Genomic DNA, 21,038 nt, shown 5'->3' on the forward strand with positions numbered 1-21,038 from the left:
TAACCTCTATACCAGTAACAAGGTTGCATTAACCCAGCGCATTCATCATACCTGATAACTGCGCTTTCATTTTTCCGGTTACATCTTGCATATTGGCAAATTTATTACGCGTACGCTCTTGAAGACTTTCCATTCGGCGATCTAAATCCACCTGCTGATCATTAAGGCGATAGTTTTGATCTCGCATCGTATTCATTCGTGTACGAATTGGACCACTCACCCCAGTCATGCTTTGAATAACGTCTTCAACCTTTTTAGCAAAACCTTTTGAACCACCAAAAAAGGTATGCAACTGACTGAAATTTTCATTCAATTGACGATCTAACATGGATTGATTGATTTCAAGAGTACCTTGTCGAGTCGTTGAAATACCAAGCTCTATCAGTGTTTTTATTCCTGTAGGAGCCGATTCAACTGGCGCTACAAATACAGATTTTAAGCGAGACTCAGCCGAACGTACGACACTATCTCCGGCAAGTGGACCACTTTGACCTGTTGCCGGATCAAAGCCACTTAATGCTTTGGTGGTTTCATAGAACTGATTGTAAGTATTTACAAATTGTTCGATAGCTGCTTTTACAGTATCTCTATCAAACTGCACATCTAAATCGATGCGTTTGCTTGCTTCTGCTGTTGTACCTTTTAAAGTGATATCAACACCTTGAACCGCGTCTTGAATTACATTGGTGTCACTGCTTATTCTTGCAACACCATCCAAGACCACTTTCGCACTACTTGCCGATTGAACTTCCTGAAGACCAGAATATAAAGGTTTGCGTGGGCCTTCTGGTTTAATTGTCTCCACAACCTTTTCAATCGGTTCTAATTTTTCTTTTGCTATTTCTTTAATTGTTGGCGGCAGTTTTTCTACTTTTTCTTTTGCTATATCAACAATTTCTTTTTTCGGTGCTTCTTTCTGAGGCGCTTCATAAGTAATACCAGCAGCTTGGAAAACCGTATCTGGCGTTTGTCCAATTTCTGCAAGCGCTTCAGCTGCATCTTGATCGCCTTGCTTTGCCGCTTTAGCTAATTCAATCTTTTCATCTTCATTTGGAAGTGCCGCTTGCAGCGTTCCTGCAGTACGCTCACTCCACCCTGACATGCCAGATGTTGGATCGGTTGGATCTTCTAACGTCGCTAATGCCGCTGTTGCTTCTTGCTGCATCATGATTTCTTTAGCTGCTTTTTCTTCACGAGCTAATTCACGATTGGCATAATCAATCAAAGGTTTAAAGTAAGCGTATTTTTCTTCGTCACTCAGCTCTGGTACTTCTTGCTCTGTAATTGGCTCACGAACTTGTTGAGCGGCAACTTCAGGCACTTGCTGATATTGAAGCAATGTTGGAATATCAAACTTCGTTGATACCGTTGGATCAAAGTCAGGGTTAAACGCAAATCGATGCAATTGGTTATTGTATTTTGCATCAACTTCAATTTTAACTTTATTACTTTCGCCTGGCTTATCAGATGCGAGAATTAAACGAGAGCCACCATCGTCTTTTACGATAGAAGCTTGCACACCTGGGTTTGAAGGTGCACTGTTAATCTGTTTTAAAATGTCAGTAATTTTATTATTTTGGCCGACAACATCGATAGTAAATGATTTCTTACCTAGCGATATTTCTAATTTACCTGGGCCAAATTTAGCATCATCACGAATAGGAGACGATGCTAGCTTTTGAGCTTGAGCAAGTTGTAAAACGTCAATAGTATAACGACCAGCAAGTGCATCAGGGCTCGCCGTAGCACTAACTACATCTTCATCACTACTTGAGATAGTTCTCGATGCAAATGTGTCGTCTTGACGGAAAGTCGTCATAAGATTCTTCATGGTATCTAATGATTCTTGCAGACGGCCGTAACCACTAATATTAGTATCTATGTCTGAACGTTCACGGTCGATGCGCTGCTGCTTAGGTAAGCGCTCGCTTTCAACTATTTTGCTCACCATAGAATTAATATCTAGGCCACCACCCATCCCCATCGGGCTAACACTCATGAATCGCTTTCCTCAATTAACGGTTTAAATCCTCTCAGCTATCAATCCAGATGCACTGGCAGCTAAATCTCTAGCAACTTCCAACATCTTTTCATCGGGAATTTGTCGAATGATATCACCGCTGCTGACTTCAAAAACGGTAATAACCTGCCGCCCTGACTCTTCATCTAGGCGAAACGATAATCCTCGATCCATGCTTTTAACGTATTCATTAAGCTCTTCTACTGCTTTATGAAGTGCTTCTTTCTTTTTCGTTTCAAGCTTTTGTTCTGCTTCTGCAACAATGGCTTCGCTAGCAGTTAAAGGTTCTGTGCCTTCAATGAGCGATGCTTTGTTATCTACATAAACAGATGATGTTGGTTGCACATTAGAACTAGCAATTTGCGTGCCGTTATTTGAAGGGGGTGTGGAGTGGATTGTTGAAGATACAAATGATGAATCCATAGTATTTTCCTCCTAATACGAAAAAAGACAGCAAGAGGAGCGGTCCTGCTGTCATATTTCAGTAAGTGGGTAGACGATGAAGCCGCCCACCTACCTATTTTAGTATTATCAATTAATCAACGATTAACGTAATAGACCTAGAGCAGCGTTTGGCGCTTGCTTAGCTTGAGCAAGGATAGAAGAACTTGCTTGCTGTAGGATTTGAGACTTAGTCATTTCTGTTGTTTCTTTCGCGAAATCAACGTCTTTGATTTGGCTCTTAGAAGCAGAAACGTTTTCGTTAATGTTGTCTAAGTTGCTGATTGTGTGACCCATACGGTTTTGAGCAGCACCTAGCTCAGAACGGTGGCTATCAACAAATTTCATTGCTGCGTCAACAACTGCTACTGCATTTTGAGAACCAGCAACTGTAGTTACGTCGATGTTGCCAACAGTTTTGTTTGCAACTTCAGCATCAGCCATACCAGTTTCTTTAGCTAGAGCACCAGAGAAGCTGATTTCGCCATCTGCAACGTCTTTAGCTGCGAATACTTGTAGTTTGCCATCTTCGCCAACAGAAGCGCTAACTTTGTCAGTTTGACCGTTGATGTATGTTGCAACTTCTTCGATATCGTCGCCAGCTTTAGCGTTGATTTCGATAGATTGCTCTTCACCATTCTTATCAGCGATTGTGATAGTCATGTTTGCGTCTTTACCAGCAGTCCAACCAGCAGCAACACCTTCAGAAGCTGTGAATGTTTTACCACCCATGTTTGCTTCGTCTGCACGTAGGTTGTTTAGAGTAAGCATTACTGCTTCACCTGAATCAGCACCAACTTGGAAAGATTTAGTACCGAAGTTACCGTTAAGTAGACGTGTGCCACCGAAAGAAGTTGTTTCAGCGATACGGTTCATTTCGTCAGAAAGAGCCGTAACTTCTTGTTGGATCGCTTGACGGTCAGCGTCAGTGTTTGAACCATTTGACGATTGCAGTGCTAGGTCACGTACACGAGAAAGGATGTTTGAAGTCTCTTTCATTGCGCCTTCAGCAGTTTGCATCATAGAGATGCCGTCGTTTGCGTTACGAACCGCTACGTCTAGACCACGAGTTTGCGTGTTTAGACGGTTAGAGATTTGTAGACCAGCTGCGTCATCTTTAGCACTGTTGATTTTGCTACCAGATGATAGACGTTCCATAGATTGGTTAACGCCGTCAGTTGCGCTGTTTAAGTAACGCTGTGCAGTCATTGCTGATACGTTAGTATTTACTGTAATAGACATAAATAGATCTCCTAAGGGAAAGTGCAATGGTGGTTTGGTCTCATCCTCCGCCCCAGCCATTGTTTCTCACATATATTTAAAAGCGTATCTCTATATACTTTGTAGACTCTCACCTCTACAAAATACATCGCCGAGATAGCCTAAGTTTAATTTTTATAAAGTAAGTCAGACTCACTTATAACCTGTTGGGATTGAACTTTGCAGATGGCATAAGCTCACATTCTCACAAGTGTTTACTATGCTGATTAGCCCAACAGGCCTAATGCTGCATTTGGTGCCTGCTTAGCTTGAGCAAGGATAGACGAGCTCGCTTGTTGCAGGATTTGAGATTTCGTCATTGCTGTCGTTTCTTTAGCAAAATCAACATCTTTGATTTGGCTGTTAGACGCATTCACGTTCTCGTTAATGTTTTCTAAGTTGTTAATAGCGTGGTTGAAACGGTTTTGGAAAGCACCTAAATCAGCACGGTTTGAATCAACGTATTGCATTGCTGAATCAAGAATTGCTACTGCTTTTTGTGAACCACCAACGGTTGTTACATCGATGCTCTTAACTGTGTCAGATACTTTATTACCCATACCCAGTTCGTTGCTTAATGAACCACTGAATTCAATATCAGTTGCATCTGCTGCTGCAAAAATTTGTAATTTGCCGTCTTCAGTTACAGAAGCGTTTACAGCATCGCTTTGACCATTGATGTAAGTTGCTACTTCTTCAATATCGTCACCAGCTTTTGCATTGATAGTGATGTTTTGTTCTTCACCTTTGCTATCAACAAAGTTCATTGTTAATTCTGTATTTTCAGCATCTACTTTCCAGTTTGAGTCTTTACCTTCAGTCGCTGAGTAAGTTGAACCACCCATCGCTGTTGTATCAGAGCGCATGTTGTTCAGAGTAAGCATTACAGCTTCACCTGAATCTGAACCGATTTGGAAAGATTTAGTACCGAATTGGCCGTTAAGTAGACGTGAGCCACCGAACGATGTTGTTTCTGCAATACGGTTTAATTCGTCATTCAAAGCAACCACTTCTTCTTGAATCGCTGTACGGTCTGCATGTGTATTTGAACCGTTCGCTGATTGAAGTGATAAATCACGCATACGTTGAAGGATGTTCGTTGTTTCGTTCATCGCACCTTCAGCAGTTTGCGCCATTGAGATACCATCATTTGCATTTCGAACAGCAACATCTAAACCACGAGTTTGAGACGTTAGACGGTTTGAAATTTGTAGACCCGCTGCATCATCTTTAGCACTGTTAATTTTAAGACCTGAAGACAAACGCTCCATTGAGCTGTTTAGGTCGTTAGTTGCGTTGCTTAGGTAACGCTGTGCTGTCATTGCTGATACGTTTGTGTTTACATTGATAGACATAATTTATTTCTCCACTTTGGTTCCGAATCACTCCGCTCCTGGACCGGTAACCGTATTGTTCATCGTTGATACTTAACTTAGCGACCTACTTTCAAATTACTTTAGAAAAACTTTTAATTTTTTAAGCTTTTCTTTTTTAAGAATTTTTCAGCTTTTTCTTAGTCGCTGTGCCTTGTAATTAAGTTATCGCTCGCAATCGGAAACTCTTTAGAGAAAAATGCAAAAAAAACGAAAATAATTTAAATCCCAGATAAAATGTGAGGAAAATCACCCAATTTAGAGGGAAATAGATATTTATTGATGGTTTTATAAACAAAAAAAGCCGAGGCAAGCCCCGGCTTTGGCATAGTGTGAGAGCACTATTACCTTAGAAGTTGTTTAAATCTTCTAAAAAATTAGCGTAATAGACCAAGAGCAGCGTTAGGCGCTTGCTTAGCTTGAGCTAAAATAGAAGAACTTGCTTGTTGAAGAATCTGAGATTTCGTCATCTCTGTTGTTTCTTTAGCAAAGTCTACATCTTTAATTCGGCTATTAGATGCTGAAACATTTTCATTAATGTTATCTAAGTTGTTTATTGCATGACTAAAGCGGTTTTGGAATGCACCTAAGTCAGCACGGTTTGAATCAACAAATTGCATTGCTGCATCAAGAATAGCCACAGCCTTCTGAGAACCACCTACCGTAGTTACGTCTATGCTCTTAACCGTCTCAGCTTGTGCTGCACCCATATTCAGTTCACCAGCTAATGAACCACCAAATTTAACTTCACCTTGAACTTTATCGTTAGAGGTTACAATTTGTAGCTCACCATTTTCTGATACTGACGCATTGATCGCATCGGTTTGACCATTAATGTAAGTCGCTACTTGCTCAATATCATCACCAGACTTAGCATTAATCGTTAACTCTTTCTCTTCACCAGCACGGTTTACATAAGAAACAGTCAATTCTGATTTCTCAGCATTTACAGCCCAATCACCACCCAGTGCCGTTTCTGCTTTATAGCTTGTTCCGCCCATTGATGCAGAGTCTGAACGCATGTTGTTAAGGCTAAGCATTACCGCTTCACCTGAATCCGCACCAATTTGGAATGATTTAGTACCAAATTGACCATTAAGAAGACGAGAACCACCGAAAGAGGTTGTTTCAGCAATACGGTTCAGCTCATCATTAAGCGCACCGACTTCTTGTTGAATCGCTTCACGGTCAGCAGTTGTATTTGAACCGTTTGCTGATTGTAGTGATAAGTCACGCATACGTTGTAAGATGTTTGTTGACTCATTCATTGCACCTTCAGCTGTTTGTGCAATTGAAATACCATCGTTTGCATTACGTACAGCTACATCTAAGCCACGAGATTGTGACGTCAAACGGTTTGAAATCTGTAGGCCTGCAGCATCATCTTTTGCGCTGTTAATCTTAAAGCCAGAAGATAGACGTTCCATTGATTGATTCACGCCATCCGTTGCATTGTTCAAGTAACGCTGAGCTGTCATTGCTGATACGTTAGTATTTACTGTAATCGACATAGTGGTATCTCCGTTTAGTTTTCCGATTGTTTTCCGTAGTTCGGAAAACTGAGCTTTATTATTCGACACTAAATTGATTGCTATTAGTGCCTGATACTTAACTTAACGACGGTTAAAAATAAACCTTTATCGATTTATTTATAAAATAGGTGATTACTTTATGAACTATGATCGTGCTTCAAAGTTTTTTACAATTGACTAAAAAATAGCTAAAGTTTTTTTGCTTTTGACCAAGTATTAGCCAGTTCCTTGATACAGAAGGGGTTTCGCCGCCTCTTCCTTTAGATTTAATGCCTTATTTCTTTATTTATTTAGCTTTAGCTTTAGCTTTAGCTTTAGCTTTAGCTACTTTATTTTCTTTAGACGAAAAAAAACCAGCAATCGTTGCTGGTTTAAAAAATAGTTATGTCGATTGGTATAAATTAACCAAGCAGTTTTAAAGCAATATCTGGTGCTTGTTTTGCTTGTGCCAGTACCGTTGAGCTTACTTGCTGTAAGATTTGAGCTTTCATCATCTCAACTGTTTCTTTAGCAAAATCTGTATCTTCAATACGACTGTTTGAAGCGGCAACATTTTCATGAATATTATTCAAGTTATTAATAGCATGGTCAAAGCGGTTTTGAAAAGCGCCTAATGTTGCTCGTTCTTTATCAACAAACCCCATTGCTGCATCTAAGGTCGCAATAGCGCGTTGTGAGCCACCAACACTCGTTAGGTCTAAATCATTAACAGTATCAAATACAGCACCACCAATGGCTAACTCAGCAGAGAGTGATCCTCCAAATGTCACCGCACTTGAGACTAAATCACCTGCAGTAAATAACTGTAATTGACCATTTTCATCAACAGAAGCTTGAACGGTATCGTTCTGGCTATTGATATACGTTGCCAATTCCTCAATATCATCACCCGCTTTAGCTTCAATCGTAATTTCTTGAGCCTCACCATTTTCATCATTAAATGACATAGTAAGCGTTTGACCACCTTCTGGTACTGTCCAACCTTTGTTTAATTGATTTTGCGATGTGTAATGAAAACCGCCCATGGCAAGTGTATCAGATCGCATGCTACCTAAAGTAAGTTGAACGGCTTCACCTGCATTGGCACCAATCTGAAATGTTGAGGTTCCAAACTGACCATTCAATAAACGTCGGCCACCAAAAGAAGTGGTTTCTGCAATACGATTTAATTCATCGTTAAGCGCATCCGCTTCTTCTTGAATTGCCTCTCTGTCTTGTAACGTATTGGAACCATTAGAAGACTGTAGTGCTAAATCGCGCATACGTTGCAAAATATTAGTACTTTCATTCATTGCACCTTCTGCTGTTTGTGCAATTGAAATACCGTCATTCGCATTACGAACCGCCACATCCAAACCACTCATTTGAGATTTCAAACGATTTGATATTTGCAAACCAGCCGCATCATCTTTCGCACTATTAATTCTTTTACCTGACGAAAGGCGTTCCATTGATTGGTTTAGGTGTTCTGTTGCTTGATTTAAATATCGCTGTGCCGTCATTGCAGACACATTGGTGTTTACCGTTACAGACATAACAATCTCTTAATTTATTTTCATCTTAATAGTTATAACGGCACAAAAACCTAAAGCTTAAATAATAAAAAGTACAGCTATTGATGAAATAGATTCAATCATGAATGAACGAAAAATGGGATATGAGAAAAAAGATGTATTTTGAAGGGTAGCCCCAATTAAGGGGCATAAAGCTAGGTTGGTTTTTTATGAGGAGATCTGTGAGAAGAACACAAAAAACCAGTTACCTATAGCTTGCACAACAATCAAGTGAACAAGAGGTTGATGAGAGATGAGAGCACCTCTTGTTCATTCATATGACTGTTGTTAGTTACTCAATTACTGCAGTAAAGTTAGTGCAGCGTTTGGTAACTGTTTCGCTTGAGCAAGAATAGAAGTACTAGACTGCTGAAGGATTTGTGCTTTTGTCATGTTTGTTGTTTCTTTAGCAAAATCAGTATCTTTGATTCGGCTGTTAGAAGCAGACACATTCTCTTGAATGTTTGACAAGTTGTTGATGCTGTGACCTAGACGGTTTTGTTTAGCACCTAAATCAGCACGCTCACGGTCGATGTAAGCAAGAGCTGAATCGATAACACCGATAGACACTTGTGCATCACCTACAGACGTTACGTCTAGTTTATCAACCGTTGCTTTAGAACCAAGACCACTTTCTAGGCCAAGTTCAGTTGCAAGATTACCAGTGATTGATAGCTCACCTTCGATTGATGGTTCAGCAACAAACAGTTGAAGTTTACCTTCATCACCAACAGATGCAGAGATCTTGTCTGATTGACCGTTGATGTATGTTGCTAACTCTTCGATGTCGTCACCAGCTTTAGCACTGATATCGATAGAAACTGCTTCACCTTTCTTAGTAGTGAATTCTAGTTTCATGTCATTCTTACCAGGTTCTACGTTCCAAGATGCACTCTTGCCGTTTTCAGAAACGAAACGTTGGCCACCCATGCTGTCATCATCAGCACGAACTGACGGTAACTTGATTAGGATTGCTTCACCAGCGTTAGCACCGATTTGGAATGCTGACTCACCGAATTGACCGTTAAGAAGACGACGACCACCGAATGATGTTGTCTCTGCGATACGGTTTAGTTCATCAGATAGTGCGTGAACTTCTTCTTGGATAGAAGCACGATCTTGGTCTGAGTTAGAACCGTTTGCCGCTTGTAGTGATAAATCACGCATACGTTGAAGGATGTTAGTCGATTCGTTCATCGCACCTTCAGCAGTTTGAGCGATAGAGATACCATCGTTCGCGTTACGCATAGCAACATCAAGACCACGAGTCTGTGCTGTTAAGCGGTTAGAAATTTGTAGACCAGCAGCGTCATCTTTTGCGCTGTTGATTTTAGTACCTGACGATAAACGCTCCATTGAGTTGTTTAGGTCATTTGTTGCGTTGTTTAGGTAACGCTGCGCAGTCATCGCAGATACGTTAGTATTTACATTTACAGCCATCGTTGCTCTCCTTTGGCTTCGCTTTCACGAAAACTCATTTCTGCTCTATTCAGAAATATTTAAATTTATATCAGCCACAATCAGCCAATAGTTATTCTGTGCCATGTAATTTACATATCAATTCCCATGCCAAGATGAGAAAAATATGCACATTAATGACCGACATACAAAAGCAAAGCCTTCAACTCTACTCTGCAACTGCTATGCCACTATTTACCATTGGCAAACTGTGAGCTTCTCAGTCATAGTTATTAATTAGCATAAGGTGTGCCAGTTTTTTAAATAAATGCTTCAATATAAGCAAAAATAAATAAAAAGCACTAAATAACAACAACTTACAAAATGGTCGCATTCTTTATTTTTCCACTTTTGATAGAAAAAATAAGAATGAAAAATATTTTTGCCGCTTAATGAACAATAGGGTTTGCCGCTTTTTTTCACCTTTGCCTCAATGAATAAACGACTATTTATCTGCTACTAAAAAGCGGCAAAAAAACAAACAGAGCGGCAAGGCATTTCCCATGCAATATATTGATAATTCAATTGGTTATAGAAATAAAAAAGCCTAACATCACTGCTAGGCTCTCTATTTTATTTAATGGTGGTATTTACACGTAATTAAATAAAGTAATGTCTTTTACTTTACCAAACGCTTGTTGAGATGCTTGGAGTGCTCGTGTATTTTCATTAAATTCGATTACGGCTTGTGCGTAATCTAAATCTTCAATTGAACTTAATGACTTCGACAAGGTTAAATCAAAATCTTGATGCTGTTGTTCTTGTTGATCTAACGTATTTTGTCTTGTACCCACTTCAGCTCGTGCTTGGCTTAAATGAATAAATGCAGCATGAAATTCATCGGTTACTTGCTGAAGTTCTGCTGTTGTTGATGCATCAGCTACATCATTTAACGCTAATTCAGACGCTTTCTTAAATGAATCAAAGATACTAATGGTTTTCTTTGGCTCAAGAGTGATCACATCACCTGACTTTAATTGGCCACGGATCTGGATATCAACACCTTCATATTTAATCCCTTCTGATGGATCAAATTGAGCATTTTTAACCACACTACCATCTTTTGATAATTGGTAATTATATTGACCGTTTGCCGAAGCACTAAAACTCACTTCATACGTTGCAGGGTCGGTATAATTTGTATTTGTTGCTTGTGATAACAACAATTCAGACCCTTCTTGCAAAGCATACTGAGGATCATAATCACCAAATGGATTTTTAATTTCAGTGAACAGTTTGCTACCAGCGTCATTTACCGCAACTTCAATTGAACCGGATACCTTTAACTTACGTTGATATTCATCACCAGCATAAGCAACAGTGCCGTCATTGGCTTTAAAAAACGGCTGTGTTTTCGGTTTCGTACCAGAAAATAAGTAGTTTCCTGATTCATCTAACATGTTAGTCAGATTCAAGAAGTTACTTGCGATACCTTTTAAGTCTTGTGCATGAGCATAGCGATCTTCTGGTGCTAATGAACCATTGATCATTTCCATTACGCTGCGTTTTGCATCATCCGCAAACTGCTCGGCATTCGCAATCGCAACTTCATGGCGCTCTAAACGGTTACGTGCCAATGTAATCGTATCTGTATATTGGCGTAACTCTTCTTTCTTTTGAGTTAGGTTTTGAGCATATAACGCTGCAACGGGATCATCACCTGCAGTTAATAGCTTTTTACCTGATGCTAATTGTGCACTGTTGTGATGCACTTTCGCTTCTTGGCGCGAAATATCATTTTGCACCGCTTGGTAATTATGAAAGCTTGAAATACGATTTAACATACTCTACAGCTCCTTAATTACGATAATTGTAAAATTGAGTTGAACGTTTCATCTGCCGCTTTCATGATACGTGAAGATGCCATGTACGCTTGTTGGAACTTCATCATGTTGGCAGCTTCTTCATCTAAGTTCACGCCAGAAACTGAAGCAACACGACTTTGAGCAGCTTCATTCTCTACACGAGATACTTCAGATAAACGAGACGCTGTTGCTTTTTTCAGGCCAATTTCAGTATTTACGTTTTCGTATAGGTCAATCACCGTTGAACGGCCTTCGTCCATCACTTTACGTGTCTGTAAGCCTTGCATTAGCAATAAGTTACCGTTATCACCTTCAGATGGTACTAAGTTAGCTGCAAATTTATCATTTGCTGCTGCACCACCGGTTAATTCAAACGTAGTACCACCAACAGTTACTGGGCCTTTTGGTGGATAAGTTTGAGGTTCAAGTAACATTTTTCCTTTCATATCTAATACAGCAAACTGATTTGCAGCAGGAGAGATAACTACTTGGAATTCTTTTAGTGCACCAGATTGCAGAACTTTAAATTTTGCATTACCTGTTGCGAATGTTGCTGAGCTTGCATAGCTTTGTGCGGCAATTTTCTCTGCTTCATTCATCTCTAGCTTAATTTCACCAGCCGCAATACGAGTTGGGCGAAGTAATACACGCTCACCGGCACTTAGTGGTTCACGAATTTCAACTCGCATACCGTCTAAGAAAAAGGTCGATGGGTTACCGGTTGGGTCTAAGCGTTGTACTTCACCTGTTGGTCGGGTCACTGTATATTGGCTACCATCGTATTTTAGTGCGTAATCGCCTGCTTTTAGTAAGCTGATATCATCAATAAATACGCCTACTTCAGCAGAAGAACCACCTTGTACAATGGCACGGCTACGTGCTGCTTGTTCTGAATTCACATCAGAGAAAATATTTGCACCAATCTGGCCACGCAAATCAATAGCTTGGCTTTGTAAACGGTTAACTTCACTGCTGAAGCCTACTGCTACACGGCCTAGTTCATCCATGATTGTTGGAATAGTGCTATCACGCAATTCAAACAGTGCCGATAATTTACCGCCAATGCTATCATGCTGAATCGCCTTCATACCTTTACCTTCAACCATTGCTAGTCGACGCTGTAATGGGTCTGGAGAACCTGCAATCATTTTCAATTCACTTGCATTTGTGCCAGACACAAGCATGTGTCCACCACCAATTAATACATTGAATGAATTCTCGTTATCACGCTTAGTGATCGTTACTTTTGTGTATTGAGATAGCTCTTTAATTAACTTTTCATGACGGTCCATTAGGTCATTGTGCGGACCAGGGGTCTTAACCATCATTTTATTAATGTCTTTTAACTCTAGAGCAATGGCGTTCATACGCTCTACAGTTAGATCCATCTTCTTATTTACATCTGCATTTTGCTGACGCACATTTTCGTAAAAATCGTTCAAGCTTTGTGAAACAAGACGTGATTTTTCAAGTACTACCTTACGCGCACCGATTTCGTTAGGGCTGTCGGCAAGAGTTTTTACTGCATCAAACCAATCATTGATGTTTTCAGGAATACGTTTAGCACCAATTGATGACATCATATTCGTTAATACATCAAGATTCGCTTCTGTATCCATAGAATAGTTTAAGTTGGTTGTCGAAAGGTTCAGTTCATTTGTAGCGAACTGATCAAACGAACGTCGCACAGCGGCTACATGCACGCCTGCGCCGAAGTTTGCACCTGACACCCAATGAGGCATATTAGTATCTTGAACAACCGATTGACGACTAAAGCCTTCAGTATTAACGTTGTTAATATTGTGACTGGTCGTATTCAGTTGACGCTGCGCCGTAAGCACACCCTGTGTACCTAGATTTAGCAGATCAAGTCCCATGTTGCCTCCAAAAAAAACTCTATAAAAAGATGCGATAATATTTCCTAACGAATCTAATATAGCAATCAGTGTGCCAACTTTTATTTACTTAACTTTCAATAACTTAAGTGGACCTATTGATATTCACTTTAATAAGAAGCCTCATTGGATACTTTTTTTTTGCCTCTCATTTGCCTCTTTTCATTTTAAGCGGCAAGCAAAAACAAAAAATCCTGCCGCTTTTTCAAGAGGCAGGATTTAATGTTAGTGTCTGTATTTAATGCATTCGCACTATTTTAGTAAGCTTTCCACTTTTCTCATTACACTCATTACTTTATTTGAGTAATTTGGATCCGTGGCATAACCAGCACTATGAATGCCTTTAATGAAGCTTTCTGAACTATCCGTTTGTTGCAGTGCTCGTTCGTAACGTGGATTTTGGTTTAAGAAGCGAACAAAATCACTGAAACTCTCTTCATAGTTATCGTATGAACGGAAGGCTGCATTTTCTGTCACTGCAATATTATCGTGATATTCAAGTGTGTTCTTAGAGATCTTATCTCCTTGCCAACTTCTATCTGCTTTAATATTAAACAAGTTATGACTTGAATCTACAGAGTTCTTAATGACCTTTTTACCCCAACCCGTTTCAAGAGCGGCTTGTGCAATAAGAAGATTCGAATCAACACCTAATGCTTTTGCCGCTTTTTCTGCGTAAGGCTTCATGGTGTTAACAAAGTCTTGAGGTGTTTCAAATTTATCAGCAGGTTGAACTTTTCTCGCTGCTAACATTTTATCAATTTGTGCAATTTCAGGCGCTTCTGTTTGAGACTCTTGTTTCGCTTGAGAAGCATGAGGATATGAGTAATCAGCAGGCAAGCGTAATGTTTCATCTGTTGCCGCTTTACGCATTGCCATTCTTGCATCTTGCTCTAAATTATTGCCGCTTTGTACTGGCGCTGCTTGGTTCATTGAAGCGCCTAATTGAGCAACAATCATATCAGCTAAACCTAATGACCCTTTTTTCGATAATTCAGTGGCCATTTGATCATCACGCATTTGTTCAAAGAACTGCTGATTATCACTGCTCATCATATCGGATTTAAAAGAGTCATTTGCATTACGCATTGATTTAAAAAGCATTTGTGTGAAGATTGATTCAAACTGCTCTGCTGCTGCACGCAATGCTTTATCTTGACTATCTTGATCGCCACTAACGGCACTTTTACGTAATTTATCAAGACCGCCTACGTCGTGGATAAATCCCACATCTGTCATATTTACTGAATTATTCATCTTCACACTTTGCATTAACTAACACTAATATAACTACAGCAAATTTAATGCCAAAAAAAACGCACCTACAAGAGGTGCGTTTATTGTCTTTGTAAAGCGAGCAACGATTAGATAATGATCAATTGACCTTCAATTGCACCCGCTTGTTTTAATGCTTGTAAAATAGCCATTAAATCTGATGGTGCAGCACCTACTTCATTCACAGCTCTTACTAAATCATCTAATGTTAAGCCCGGTTCAAATTTAAACATTTTACCTTGCTCTTCAGTTACTTCGATATCAGAGTCCGGAGTTACTACAGTTTGCCCATCACTAAATGGTCCCGGTTGACTAACTTGCAGATTCTCTTTAATTGCAACCGTCATACCACCGTGGGTTACCGCAGCCGGTTTTAACTTAACGTGCTTACCAACAACGATAGTACCAGTACGAGAGTTAACAATGATTTTTGCTGAACCATCTGCTGGGTCAAAATCTACATTTTCTACCGCAGATAAGAAAGCAACACGTTGACTAATATCACGAGGGGCACGAACTCGTACCGACGTTGCATCCACAGCAGAAGCCATGTTTGGACCTAAGAAGTTATTTACCGCATCTGCCATACGCTGCGCAGTAGTAAAGTCTGATTCTAAAAGGTTAAAGGTGATAAAGTCACCACGACCAAATGGAGATGGAACTTCACGTTCAACCATCGCACCACCTGAGATACGACCGACTGTTGGGTTATTACCTACAATTTTAGAACCATCAGCACCGGTTGCACTAAAACCACTTACGATTAAGTTACCTTGTGCAATCGCATACGTTTTACCATCCAAACCTTTTAAGAACGTTTGTAATAACGTACCACCACGTAAACTTTTAGCTGAGCCTACTGATGAAACCGTTACATCAACCACTTGGCCTTGTTTAGAAAATGGTGGCAATGTTGCTGTTACCATTACTGCCGCTACGTTTTTTGTCTTTGGTTTTGTACCCGGTGGTAATTGAATACCAAAGTTTTGCAGCATGGCATTGAAACTTTGATCAGTAAATGGTGTTGACTCACCAGTACCTGGTAAACCAGAAACTAGACCATAGCCAATTAGTTGGTTACTACGAACCCCAGCGACTTCTGCTACGTCTTTAATACGTGCAGCGTGTGCTGTAGATATACTTAGGCATAACCAAGTAAAAAGTACAGTAACTAGATTTTTATTCACGTCAAAACTCCAACGATTCGTCATTATTATAGTGCTACATTAAAGAATCGTGCCAAGAATCCAGGTTCTTGCATATCTTGTTGATCACCCGTACCTGAATATTGAATACGAGCATTTGAGATTCGTGTCGAATCAATGGTGTTATCAAAATTAATATCATCTGGGCGAATGGTACCGCTTAATCGAATGTACTCATCACCCGTATTGAGCGTTAACCATTTCTCACCACGGATCAATAAGTTGCCATTTGATAATACTTCGATGACTTCCACAGTAATTGAACCACTTAAGCTATTACTTTGATTAGCCGATGTGTTACCTGTGAAGTTATTGTCATTTGATAACTCATAAGAAAAGTTATATTGGCCACCCATTTGCAGCTCTTGTCCACCTACTTGCAATGGATCCATGCTTGAATCATTTGATTTCGATAATTCAGCATCTGCACTTTTTGCCGCTTTTGTATTTTCAGCAAGCATAACGGTTACGATATCACCCAATCCACGAGGCTTAGTGTCATCGTACATATCTTGTGCATGATCTACATTAAAGAGAGAACCTGTAGCAGCTGCATAATGTTCTGGTTTTTCTTTAGGATGAATCGGTGCCCACGCAGGATCCCCTGCAATAGGATCATTACGACCACGTAGTGTATCGATAATACCTGAGTCTTCTTCTTTGGCTTTATCACCTTCAACTGCATCAACATTTGTTGTAGCAGAAGTCACCTCGCTTTCTTGTGCGCTCGGATTTTTAATTAGCAGCGTTTCACAACCAGTTAATGTTGTTAATAGCAGTAAACAAAGAAGACGTTTCATCCTAATCACCAATTACAGTTGTTGGTTAACAAAGCTTGCCATCTTATCAACAGCAGAAATAACTTTAGAGTTCATTTCGTAAACACGTTGCGCTTCGATCATATTTACCAATTCTTCAGTTACGTTTACGTTTGATGCTTCAAGCATTGATTGACGAACCGCACCAAAACCATCTAAACCTGGAGTACCTTCTTGTGGGTCACCACTTGCACCTGTAGGCAAGTATAAGTTTTGACCTACAGGCTCTAAACCGCCTGGGTTAATGAAATCAACAGTGTTAATTTGACCAATAACTTGGTTATCTTGCTGACCACGTAGACGAACAGATACTTCACCGTCCGTACCAACAGTTACGTTAATCGCATCTTCAGGAACAACAATTTCAGGCTCTAAACGGTAGCCAGCACCAGTGGTTACAATCGCGCCTTCATCATTAAGAGTAAATTGACCATTACGTGTATAACCAATGTTGCCATCTGGCATAGTTACTTGGAAAAAGCCTTTACCTTCAATCATCATGTCCATACCATTTGATGTGGTTTGAGCATTACCGTTAGTAAATACTTTTTGAGTTGCTACCACTTTAGAACCAGAACCTAGCATTAAACCAGTTGGTAATTCAGTATTCTGAGTTGATTGTGCACCGGCTTGGTTTACGTTTTGGTAAAACAGATCTTCAAATACGGCACGGCTCTTTTTAAAGCCAACCGTTGAGGCGTTAGCCAAGTTGTTTGAGATAGTCGCAATGTTTGTTTGTTGTGCGTCTAAACCTGTTTTACTTACCCATAATGCTGGATTCATTGTGTATTCCTCTAAATTCTTTAATGTATTAAGTTAATCAAGTTAATTATTCAATTAACCCATACGTAATAATGAGTCTGAAGCTTTATCCATCTCTTCAGCTGTACTCATCATCTTGACTTGCATTTCAAACTGACGCTGCAAATCAATTAAATTTGTCATTTCACCAACGGCGTTAACGTTACTTCCTTCTAGTGCGCCACTTAATAATGTGATGTTTGCATCAGCATCAAATGTTGCGCCAGGGTTCTTTGAACGAAATAAGCCATTGGTATCTTTAAATAAGTCACGATTATCGGTTTTTACTAATTTGATACGATCAACTTCAGCCATCGCTTCAGCTGGTGCGCCTTGCTCAAGAACAGAGATAGTGCCGTCTTTAGCAATTTGAATTTTTGCAATTGGTAACGGTAGTGTAATCGGTGCATCATTTTCACCTAATACAACATGACCACTACCATTCATTAGTAAACCCGTTTCATCGATTTTTAGATTACCAGCACGAGTTAAACCTTCACGACCCGTGTTGTCCATTACTGAAATCCAACCATCGCCTTCAACAGTTAAATCAAGATCACGACCTGTAGTGATCACTGAACCCTGAGAAAAACTGCTTCCTGGACGCTCAGTCATATTAAATACACGAGTAGGTAAACCTTCACCGTACGCTTGCATTGAACGAGCTTGCTCTAAATCAGCACGGAAACCCGTTGTACTTACATTTGCAAGGTTGTTTGAACGCAATTGCATAGCTTGCATGTTTTGCTTTGCGCCACTCATGGCTAAAAATAATGCGCGATCCATAATGAACTCCAATAATCTATCTGAAGTTATAATAGCAATCAGTATGCCAACTTTTATTTACTATACATATCAATAATTTAACTTAAGCTAGACGCTATTTTATTGCAGTGGGATATTTAAAGAGGAAAAAGAGAGGAAGCAAGAGGCAAAAATTCTGGGTAAAAAATTGCCGTCATATGAGACGGCAATTTTAAGGTATTGGATAATGAAATTATTATCGAATTTGTAGGATATTTTGTTGCAACTGGTTATGTACATCCAATGAACGTGAGTTTGCTTGGAAGTTACGTTGTGCAGAGATCAAATCAACCAGTTCTTGCGTCATATCGATATTTGATTGCTCCAAAGTACCACTTTGAATATCACCAAATGAGCCTTGGTTTGCTTCACCCCAAATAGCCGCACCAGATGCTTGTGTTGTAGACCACTGAGTACCACCATTTTGTGCAAGGCCTTGTTGGTTAGTAACACGAACCATAGCTACACGACCAAGCGTTACATCTTTACCGTTTGAGTATGAACCTACAATGTTACCACTCTTATCAATATCAACTTTTGATAGGTAACCTGTTGTTGCGCCATCTTCACTAAAGCGACGCATTTCAAACGGTGCTGAGAATTGTGTTGGGTTATCAAACTTCATTGTTAAGATCTGTGAAGGATCCGCACCATTTAAGTTCAAACCATTCTCACCTAATGTTGTAGTCGCAACAGGTTGACCCGCATTAATGCTTTGAGTTGTACCATCATTATTAAAGATAATAGAGTGACCAATTTGACCCGCAGCGTTTGTTGAGTCACCACCATTGATGTTTACTGGTTTTTCACCATCAACATCAGTAGAAGAGTAGAACACGTTCCAACGGTTTGGTTGTGTTGCATCTTTAACATAGTACGTCGTCATTTTGTATGGCTGACCTAGAGAGTCATACGTCGTAACCGAAGTTGACTTGTTGTAAGTGTCAGGATCATTCATATCAAAAAGAGCAGGATCTTTTGGTACTTCAGTTGCTGGTAAGTTCATACCAATTTCAACATTTTCAGTTGGTTTTGGCTTACCAAATTGATCTGGGATCTTAAGTGCTTTTGGCTCATAAGATGATACGTTGCCAGATTCAGGGTCAACTTCGTAACCTAATAGAAATTCATCGTTTGATGTCGTTACGTAGTTTTCATTATCTAGGTGGAATGCACCATTACGGCTTAATTCATTTGTCGCTGGTTGTAGGCGATCTTTTGCCACAGCGAAGAAACCTTGACCCGAAATACGTAAGTCCATTGGGTTATTTGTATAAATGCTTGAACCTTCGTGGAACTGTTGTGCCACTTTAGTTGTTTGTGCACCACCACCAGTTGTGGTTTTTGCATTTGAGAATAGCGATGATGAATAAACATCACCAAACTCTGCACGAGACTCTTTAAAGCCATATGTATTCGCATTGGCTAAGTTATTCGATGTTGTATTTAAGTCTTTTTGAGCAGCGGCTAGACCACTTAATGCTACGTATGACATTTGATATCTCCTATCTAGCTACGCATATGTTTTCCAATTCCATTAACGATCAAAGTTAAGGAAGAGTGTTAATGGAATTGGCATAGCTTTATGAATAATTAAATGATGAAAATGGGAGTATTCAGGCAGCGATAAGTTGCTGCACTGAATATTCGCCCTTTTATGCCTTACCTACTTCTAGCACTTCTGCCAGTTTAATAGGTGAAGCAAAACCAGCAAGATTTAGCAGAACATTGCCATCACCTTTGCCTAGAAGAACACTGTTTACGTTTGCGTATGTAGATACACCAAACTCTTTGTTTTCTCCATCAAGCACGCCAGCAGCTTTAATATTGTAGCGACCAGCAGGCATTGCATTGCCTTTATCATCTTTGCCGTCCCACTCTACTCGAGTGTCGCCAGCAGGTTTAGCGCCCACATCTAAAGTACGAATTAATTGACCTTGTTCGTTTTCAACACGAACCATTAGGTTATTAATTGCTTGAGGCAATTTAACCATTGCCGCCATACCTTTATCTGCTTCTTTTAAGCCTTTAGCGCCAGGTACTAGAACATCACGACCAACAAGCGAAGATGCTTGTAATGCTTGGTTAGATGTCATTGATGAATTCAAGCTATCAAACTGTGTATTCATCTTGCCAATACCGTCGACAGTTGCAAATGAAGCCATTTGCGCAATCATCTGGTCGTTTTCAACCGGTTTAAATGGGTCTTGTTGAGACAACTGCTTGGTTAGCAATGAAAGGAAGTCTTCTTGCTTCAGTTCATTTTTGCCACCCGTTGTTTTTTCAGTTTTGTTCGCCTCTTGAAGACTCTTTAACTGGTCGATGTAGGACAAGCCGTTTTGACCAACGTTATTGATTCCAGTCATAGCTACCTCCTATCCTTATTGACCCATTCGCAGAGTACTCTGCAACATTTGTTTACTCGCATCTGCAACTTGAACATTCGTTTGATATGAACGAGAAGCAGAAATCATGTTTGCCATTTCTTCCATCACATTAACGTTTGGCTTAAAGATATAGCCATCGTCATTTGCCATAGGATGGTCTGGGTTATATTCTGCACGTAGAGGCTTTTGGCTTTCAACAATACCAAGAACTTTTACAGGAACTGTATGATCTTGTTTGTATTTTGCTTTGCTCAATTCCGCACCAAAAACAGCCTGGCGAGCTTTATAAGTTTCAGCAGCTGAGCTACTTACACTGTCTGCGTTTGCCATGTTACTTGAAGTGGTGTTAAGACGAACTGACTCTGCACTCATTGCAGAACCTGTAACGTTAAAAACATTAAATAAGCTCAT

At 39.9% G+C, this 21,038-nt stretch carries 18 protein-coding genes; 1 reads left to right on the top strand and 17 read right to left on the bottom strand.

Translation table 11 applies throughout. The features are described 5' to 3' along the window. Positions 1–28: 28 nt before the first annotated feature. The 5 genes from fliD to AAFX60_010380 form a co-directional block, all read right to left on the bottom strand. Entirely contained in the window at positions 29–1,999 is a 1,971-nt protein-coding gene (fliD, locus tag AAFX60_010360) for a flagellar filament capping protein FliD (GenBank protein ID XDF77111.1), read from the bottom strand. Positions 2,000–2,023: 24 nt separating this feature from the next. After that, positions 2,024–2,443: a flagellar protein FlaG gene (flaG, locus tag AAFX60_010365; protein XDF77112.1), complete on the bottom strand. Its 420-nt coding sequence runs from the start codon at positions 2,441–2,443 to the stop codon at positions 2,024–2,026. Between the two features lie 123 nt (positions 2,444–2,566). After that, positions 2,567–3,703 (bottom strand): flagellin, encoded by a 1,137-nt coding sequence (locus AAFX60_010370; protein ID XDF77113.1) that lies wholly within the window; start codon positions 3,701–3,703, stop codon positions 2,567–2,569. Between the two features lie 245 nt (positions 3,704–3,948). Continuing rightward, the gene (locus AAFX60_010375; GenBank protein XDF77114.1) at positions 3,949–5,076 is read right to left on the bottom strand and encodes a flagellin; all 1,128 of its coding nucleotides are present in this window, start codon (positions 5,074–5,076) and stop codon (positions 3,949–3,951) included. 395 nt (positions 5,077–5,471) lie between these two features. Further along, entirely contained in the window at positions 5,472–6,605 is a 1,134-nt protein-coding gene (locus AAFX60_010380; protein XDF77115.1) for a flagellin, read from the bottom strand. Positions 6,606–6,895: 290 nt separating this feature from the next. Here AAFX60_010380 and AAFX60_010385 point away from each other — a divergent pair, with 290 nt between their 5' ends. Next, positions 6,896–7,045 (top strand): hypothetical protein, encoded by a 150-nt coding sequence (locus tag AAFX60_010385; GenBank protein XDF77116.1) that lies wholly within the window; start codon positions 6,896–6,898, stop codon positions 7,043–7,045. Here AAFX60_010385 and AAFX60_010390 read toward each other — a convergent pair. From AAFX60_010390 to flgC, 12 genes are all read right to left on the bottom strand, one after another. Continuing rightward, on the bottom strand, positions 7,028–8,161 hold the full coding sequence (locus AAFX60_010390; protein XDF77117.1) for a flagellin: 1,134 nt from the start codon (positions 8,159–8,161) through the stop codon (positions 7,028–7,030). The two genes, AAFX60_010385 and AAFX60_010390, sit on opposite strands and share 18 nt — an antisense overlap. Before the next feature lie 318 nt (positions 8,162–8,479). Next, positions 8,480–9,619 (bottom strand): flagellin, encoded by a 1,140-nt coding sequence (locus AAFX60_010395; GenBank protein XDF77118.1) that lies wholly within the window; start codon positions 9,617–9,619, stop codon positions 8,480–8,482. Positions 9,620–10,227: 608 nt separating this feature from the next. Then, the gene (gene flgL, locus AAFX60_010400; GenBank protein ID XDF77119.1) at positions 10,228–11,421 is read right to left on the bottom strand and encodes a flagellar hook-associated protein FlgL; all 1,194 of its coding nucleotides are present in this window, start codon (positions 11,419–11,421) and stop codon (positions 10,228–10,230) included. Positions 11,422–11,438: 17 nt separating this feature from the next. After that, positions 11,439–13,319 carry a flagellar hook-associated protein FlgK gene (gene flgK, locus AAFX60_010405; protein XDF77120.1) on the bottom strand — a complete coding sequence of 627 codons (1,881 nt, stop codon included), beginning with the start codon at positions 13,317–13,319 and terminating at the stop codon, positions 11,439–11,441. 270 nt (positions 13,320–13,589) lie between these two features. Further along, on the bottom strand, positions 13,590–14,594 hold the full coding sequence (flgJ, locus tag AAFX60_010410) for a flagellar assembly peptidoglycan hydrolase FlgJ (GenBank protein XDF77121.1): 1,005 nt from the start codon (positions 14,592–14,594) through the stop codon (positions 13,590–13,592). A 107-nt stretch (positions 14,595–14,701) separates the two neighbouring features. Then, the gene (locus AAFX60_010415; protein XDF77122.1) at positions 14,702–15,823 is read right to left on the bottom strand and encodes a flagellar basal body P-ring protein FlgI; all 1,122 of its coding nucleotides are present in this window, start codon (positions 15,821–15,823) and stop codon (positions 14,702–14,704) included. A gap of 2 nt (positions 15,824–15,825) precedes the next feature. Next, positions 15,826–16,617, bottom strand: coding sequence for a flagellar basal body L-ring protein FlgH (flgH, locus tag AAFX60_010420; GenBank protein ID XDF77123.1), 792 nt, complete (start codon positions 16,615–16,617; stop codon positions 15,826–15,828). A gap of 12 nt (positions 16,618–16,629) precedes the next feature. Continuing rightward, the gene (flgG, locus tag AAFX60_010425; protein ID XDF77124.1) at positions 16,630–17,418 is read right to left on the bottom strand and encodes a flagellar basal-body rod protein FlgG; all 789 of its coding nucleotides are present in this window, start codon (positions 17,416–17,418) and stop codon (positions 16,630–16,632) included. Between the two features lie 54 nt (positions 17,419–17,472). Continuing rightward, on the bottom strand, positions 17,473–18,222 hold the full coding sequence (locus AAFX60_010430; protein ID XDF77125.1) for a flagellar basal body rod protein FlgF: 750 nt from the start codon (positions 18,220–18,222) through the stop codon (positions 17,473–17,475). A 214-nt stretch (positions 18,223–18,436) separates the two neighbouring features. Continuing rightward, positions 18,437–19,735 carry a flagellar hook protein FlgE gene (gene flgE / locus AAFX60_010435; GenBank protein XDF77126.1) on the bottom strand — a complete coding sequence of 433 codons (1,299 nt, stop codon included), beginning with the start codon at positions 19,733–19,735 and terminating at the stop codon, positions 18,437–18,439. A 160-nt stretch (positions 19,736–19,895) separates the two neighbouring features. Beyond that, the gene (gene flgD, locus AAFX60_010440; protein XDF77127.1) at positions 19,896–20,606 is read right to left on the bottom strand and encodes a flagellar hook assembly protein FlgD; all 711 of its coding nucleotides are present in this window, start codon (positions 20,604–20,606) and stop codon (positions 19,896–19,898) included. 15 nt (positions 20,607–20,621) lie between these two features. Further along, a complete protein-coding gene (gene flgC, locus AAFX60_010445) occupies positions 20,622–21,038 on the bottom strand; it encodes a flagellar basal body rod protein FlgC (GenBank protein XDF77128.1) in 417 nt (138 codons plus the stop codon).

The sequence above is a fragment of the Aliivibrio fischeri genome, from assembly GCA_038993745.2.
Taxonomy (GTDB): Bacteria; Pseudomonadota; Gammaproteobacteria; order Enterobacterales; family Vibrionaceae; genus Aliivibrio; species Aliivibrio fischeri_B.

Bases quoted from the DNA above. Each gene is read 5' to 3' on its own strand.
- flgH (XDF77123.1), bottom strand. From the start codon at position 16,617: ATGAAACGTCTTCTTTGTTTACTGCTATTAACAACATTAACTGGTTGT.
- flgL (XDF77119.1), bottom strand. From the start codon at position 11,421: ATGTTAAATCGTATTTCAAGCTTTCATAATTACCAAGCGGTGCAAAAT.
- flgC (XDF77128.1), bottom strand. From the start codon at position 21,038: ATGAGCTTATTTAATGTTTTTAACGTTACAGGTTCTGCAATGAGTGCA.
- flaG (XDF77112.1), bottom strand. From the start codon at position 2,443: ATGGATTCATCATTTGTATCTTCAACAATCCACTCCACACCCCCTTCA.
- AAFX60_010395 (XDF77118.1), bottom strand. From the start codon at position 9,619: ATGGCTGTAAATGTAAATACTAACGTATCTGCGATGACTGCGCAGCGT.
- AAFX60_010375 (XDF77114.1), bottom strand. From the start codon at position 5,076: ATGTCTATCAATGTAAACACAAACGTATCAGCAATGACAGCACAGCGT.
- AAFX60_010430 (XDF77125.1), bottom strand. From the start codon at position 18,222: ATGGATCGCGCATTATTTTTAGCCATGAGTGGCGCAAAGCAAAACATG.
- flgK (XDF77120.1), bottom strand. From the start codon at position 13,319: ATGGGACTTGATCTGCTAAATCTAGGTACACAGGGTGTGCTTACGGCG.
- AAFX60_010390 (XDF77117.1), bottom strand. From the start codon at position 8,161: ATGTCTGTAACGGTAAACACCAATGTGTCTGCAATGACGGCACAGCGA.
- fliD (XDF77111.1), bottom strand. From the start codon at position 1,999: ATGAGTGTTAGCCCGATGGGGATGGGTGGTGGCCTAGATATTAATTCT.
- AAFX60_010385 (XDF77116.1), top strand. From the start codon at position 6,896: ATGCCTTATTTCTTTATTTATTTAGCTTTAGCTTTAGCTTTAGCTTTA.
- flgG (XDF77124.1), bottom strand. From the start codon at position 17,418: ATGAATCCAGCATTATGGGTAAGTAAAACAGGTTTAGACGCACAACAA.
- flgJ (XDF77121.1), bottom strand. From the start codon at position 14,594: ATGAATAATTCAGTAAATATGACAGATGTGGGATTTATCCACGACGTA.
- AAFX60_010415 (XDF77122.1), bottom strand. From the start codon at position 15,823: ATGACGAATCGTTGGAGTTTTGACGTGAATAAAAATCTAGTTACTGTA.
- flgE (XDF77126.1), bottom strand. From the start codon at position 19,735: ATGTCATACGTAGCATTAAGTGGTCTAGCCGCTGCTCAAAAAGACTTA.
- flgD (XDF77127.1), bottom strand. From the start codon at position 20,606: ATGACTGGAATCAATAACGTTGGTCAAAACGGCTTGTCCTACATCGAC.
- AAFX60_010370 (XDF77113.1), bottom strand. From the start codon at position 3,703: ATGTCTATTACAGTAAATACTAACGTATCAGCAATGACTGCACAGCGT.
- AAFX60_010380 (XDF77115.1), bottom strand. From the start codon at position 6,605: ATGTCGATTACAGTAAATACTAACGTATCAGCAATGACAGCTCAGCGT.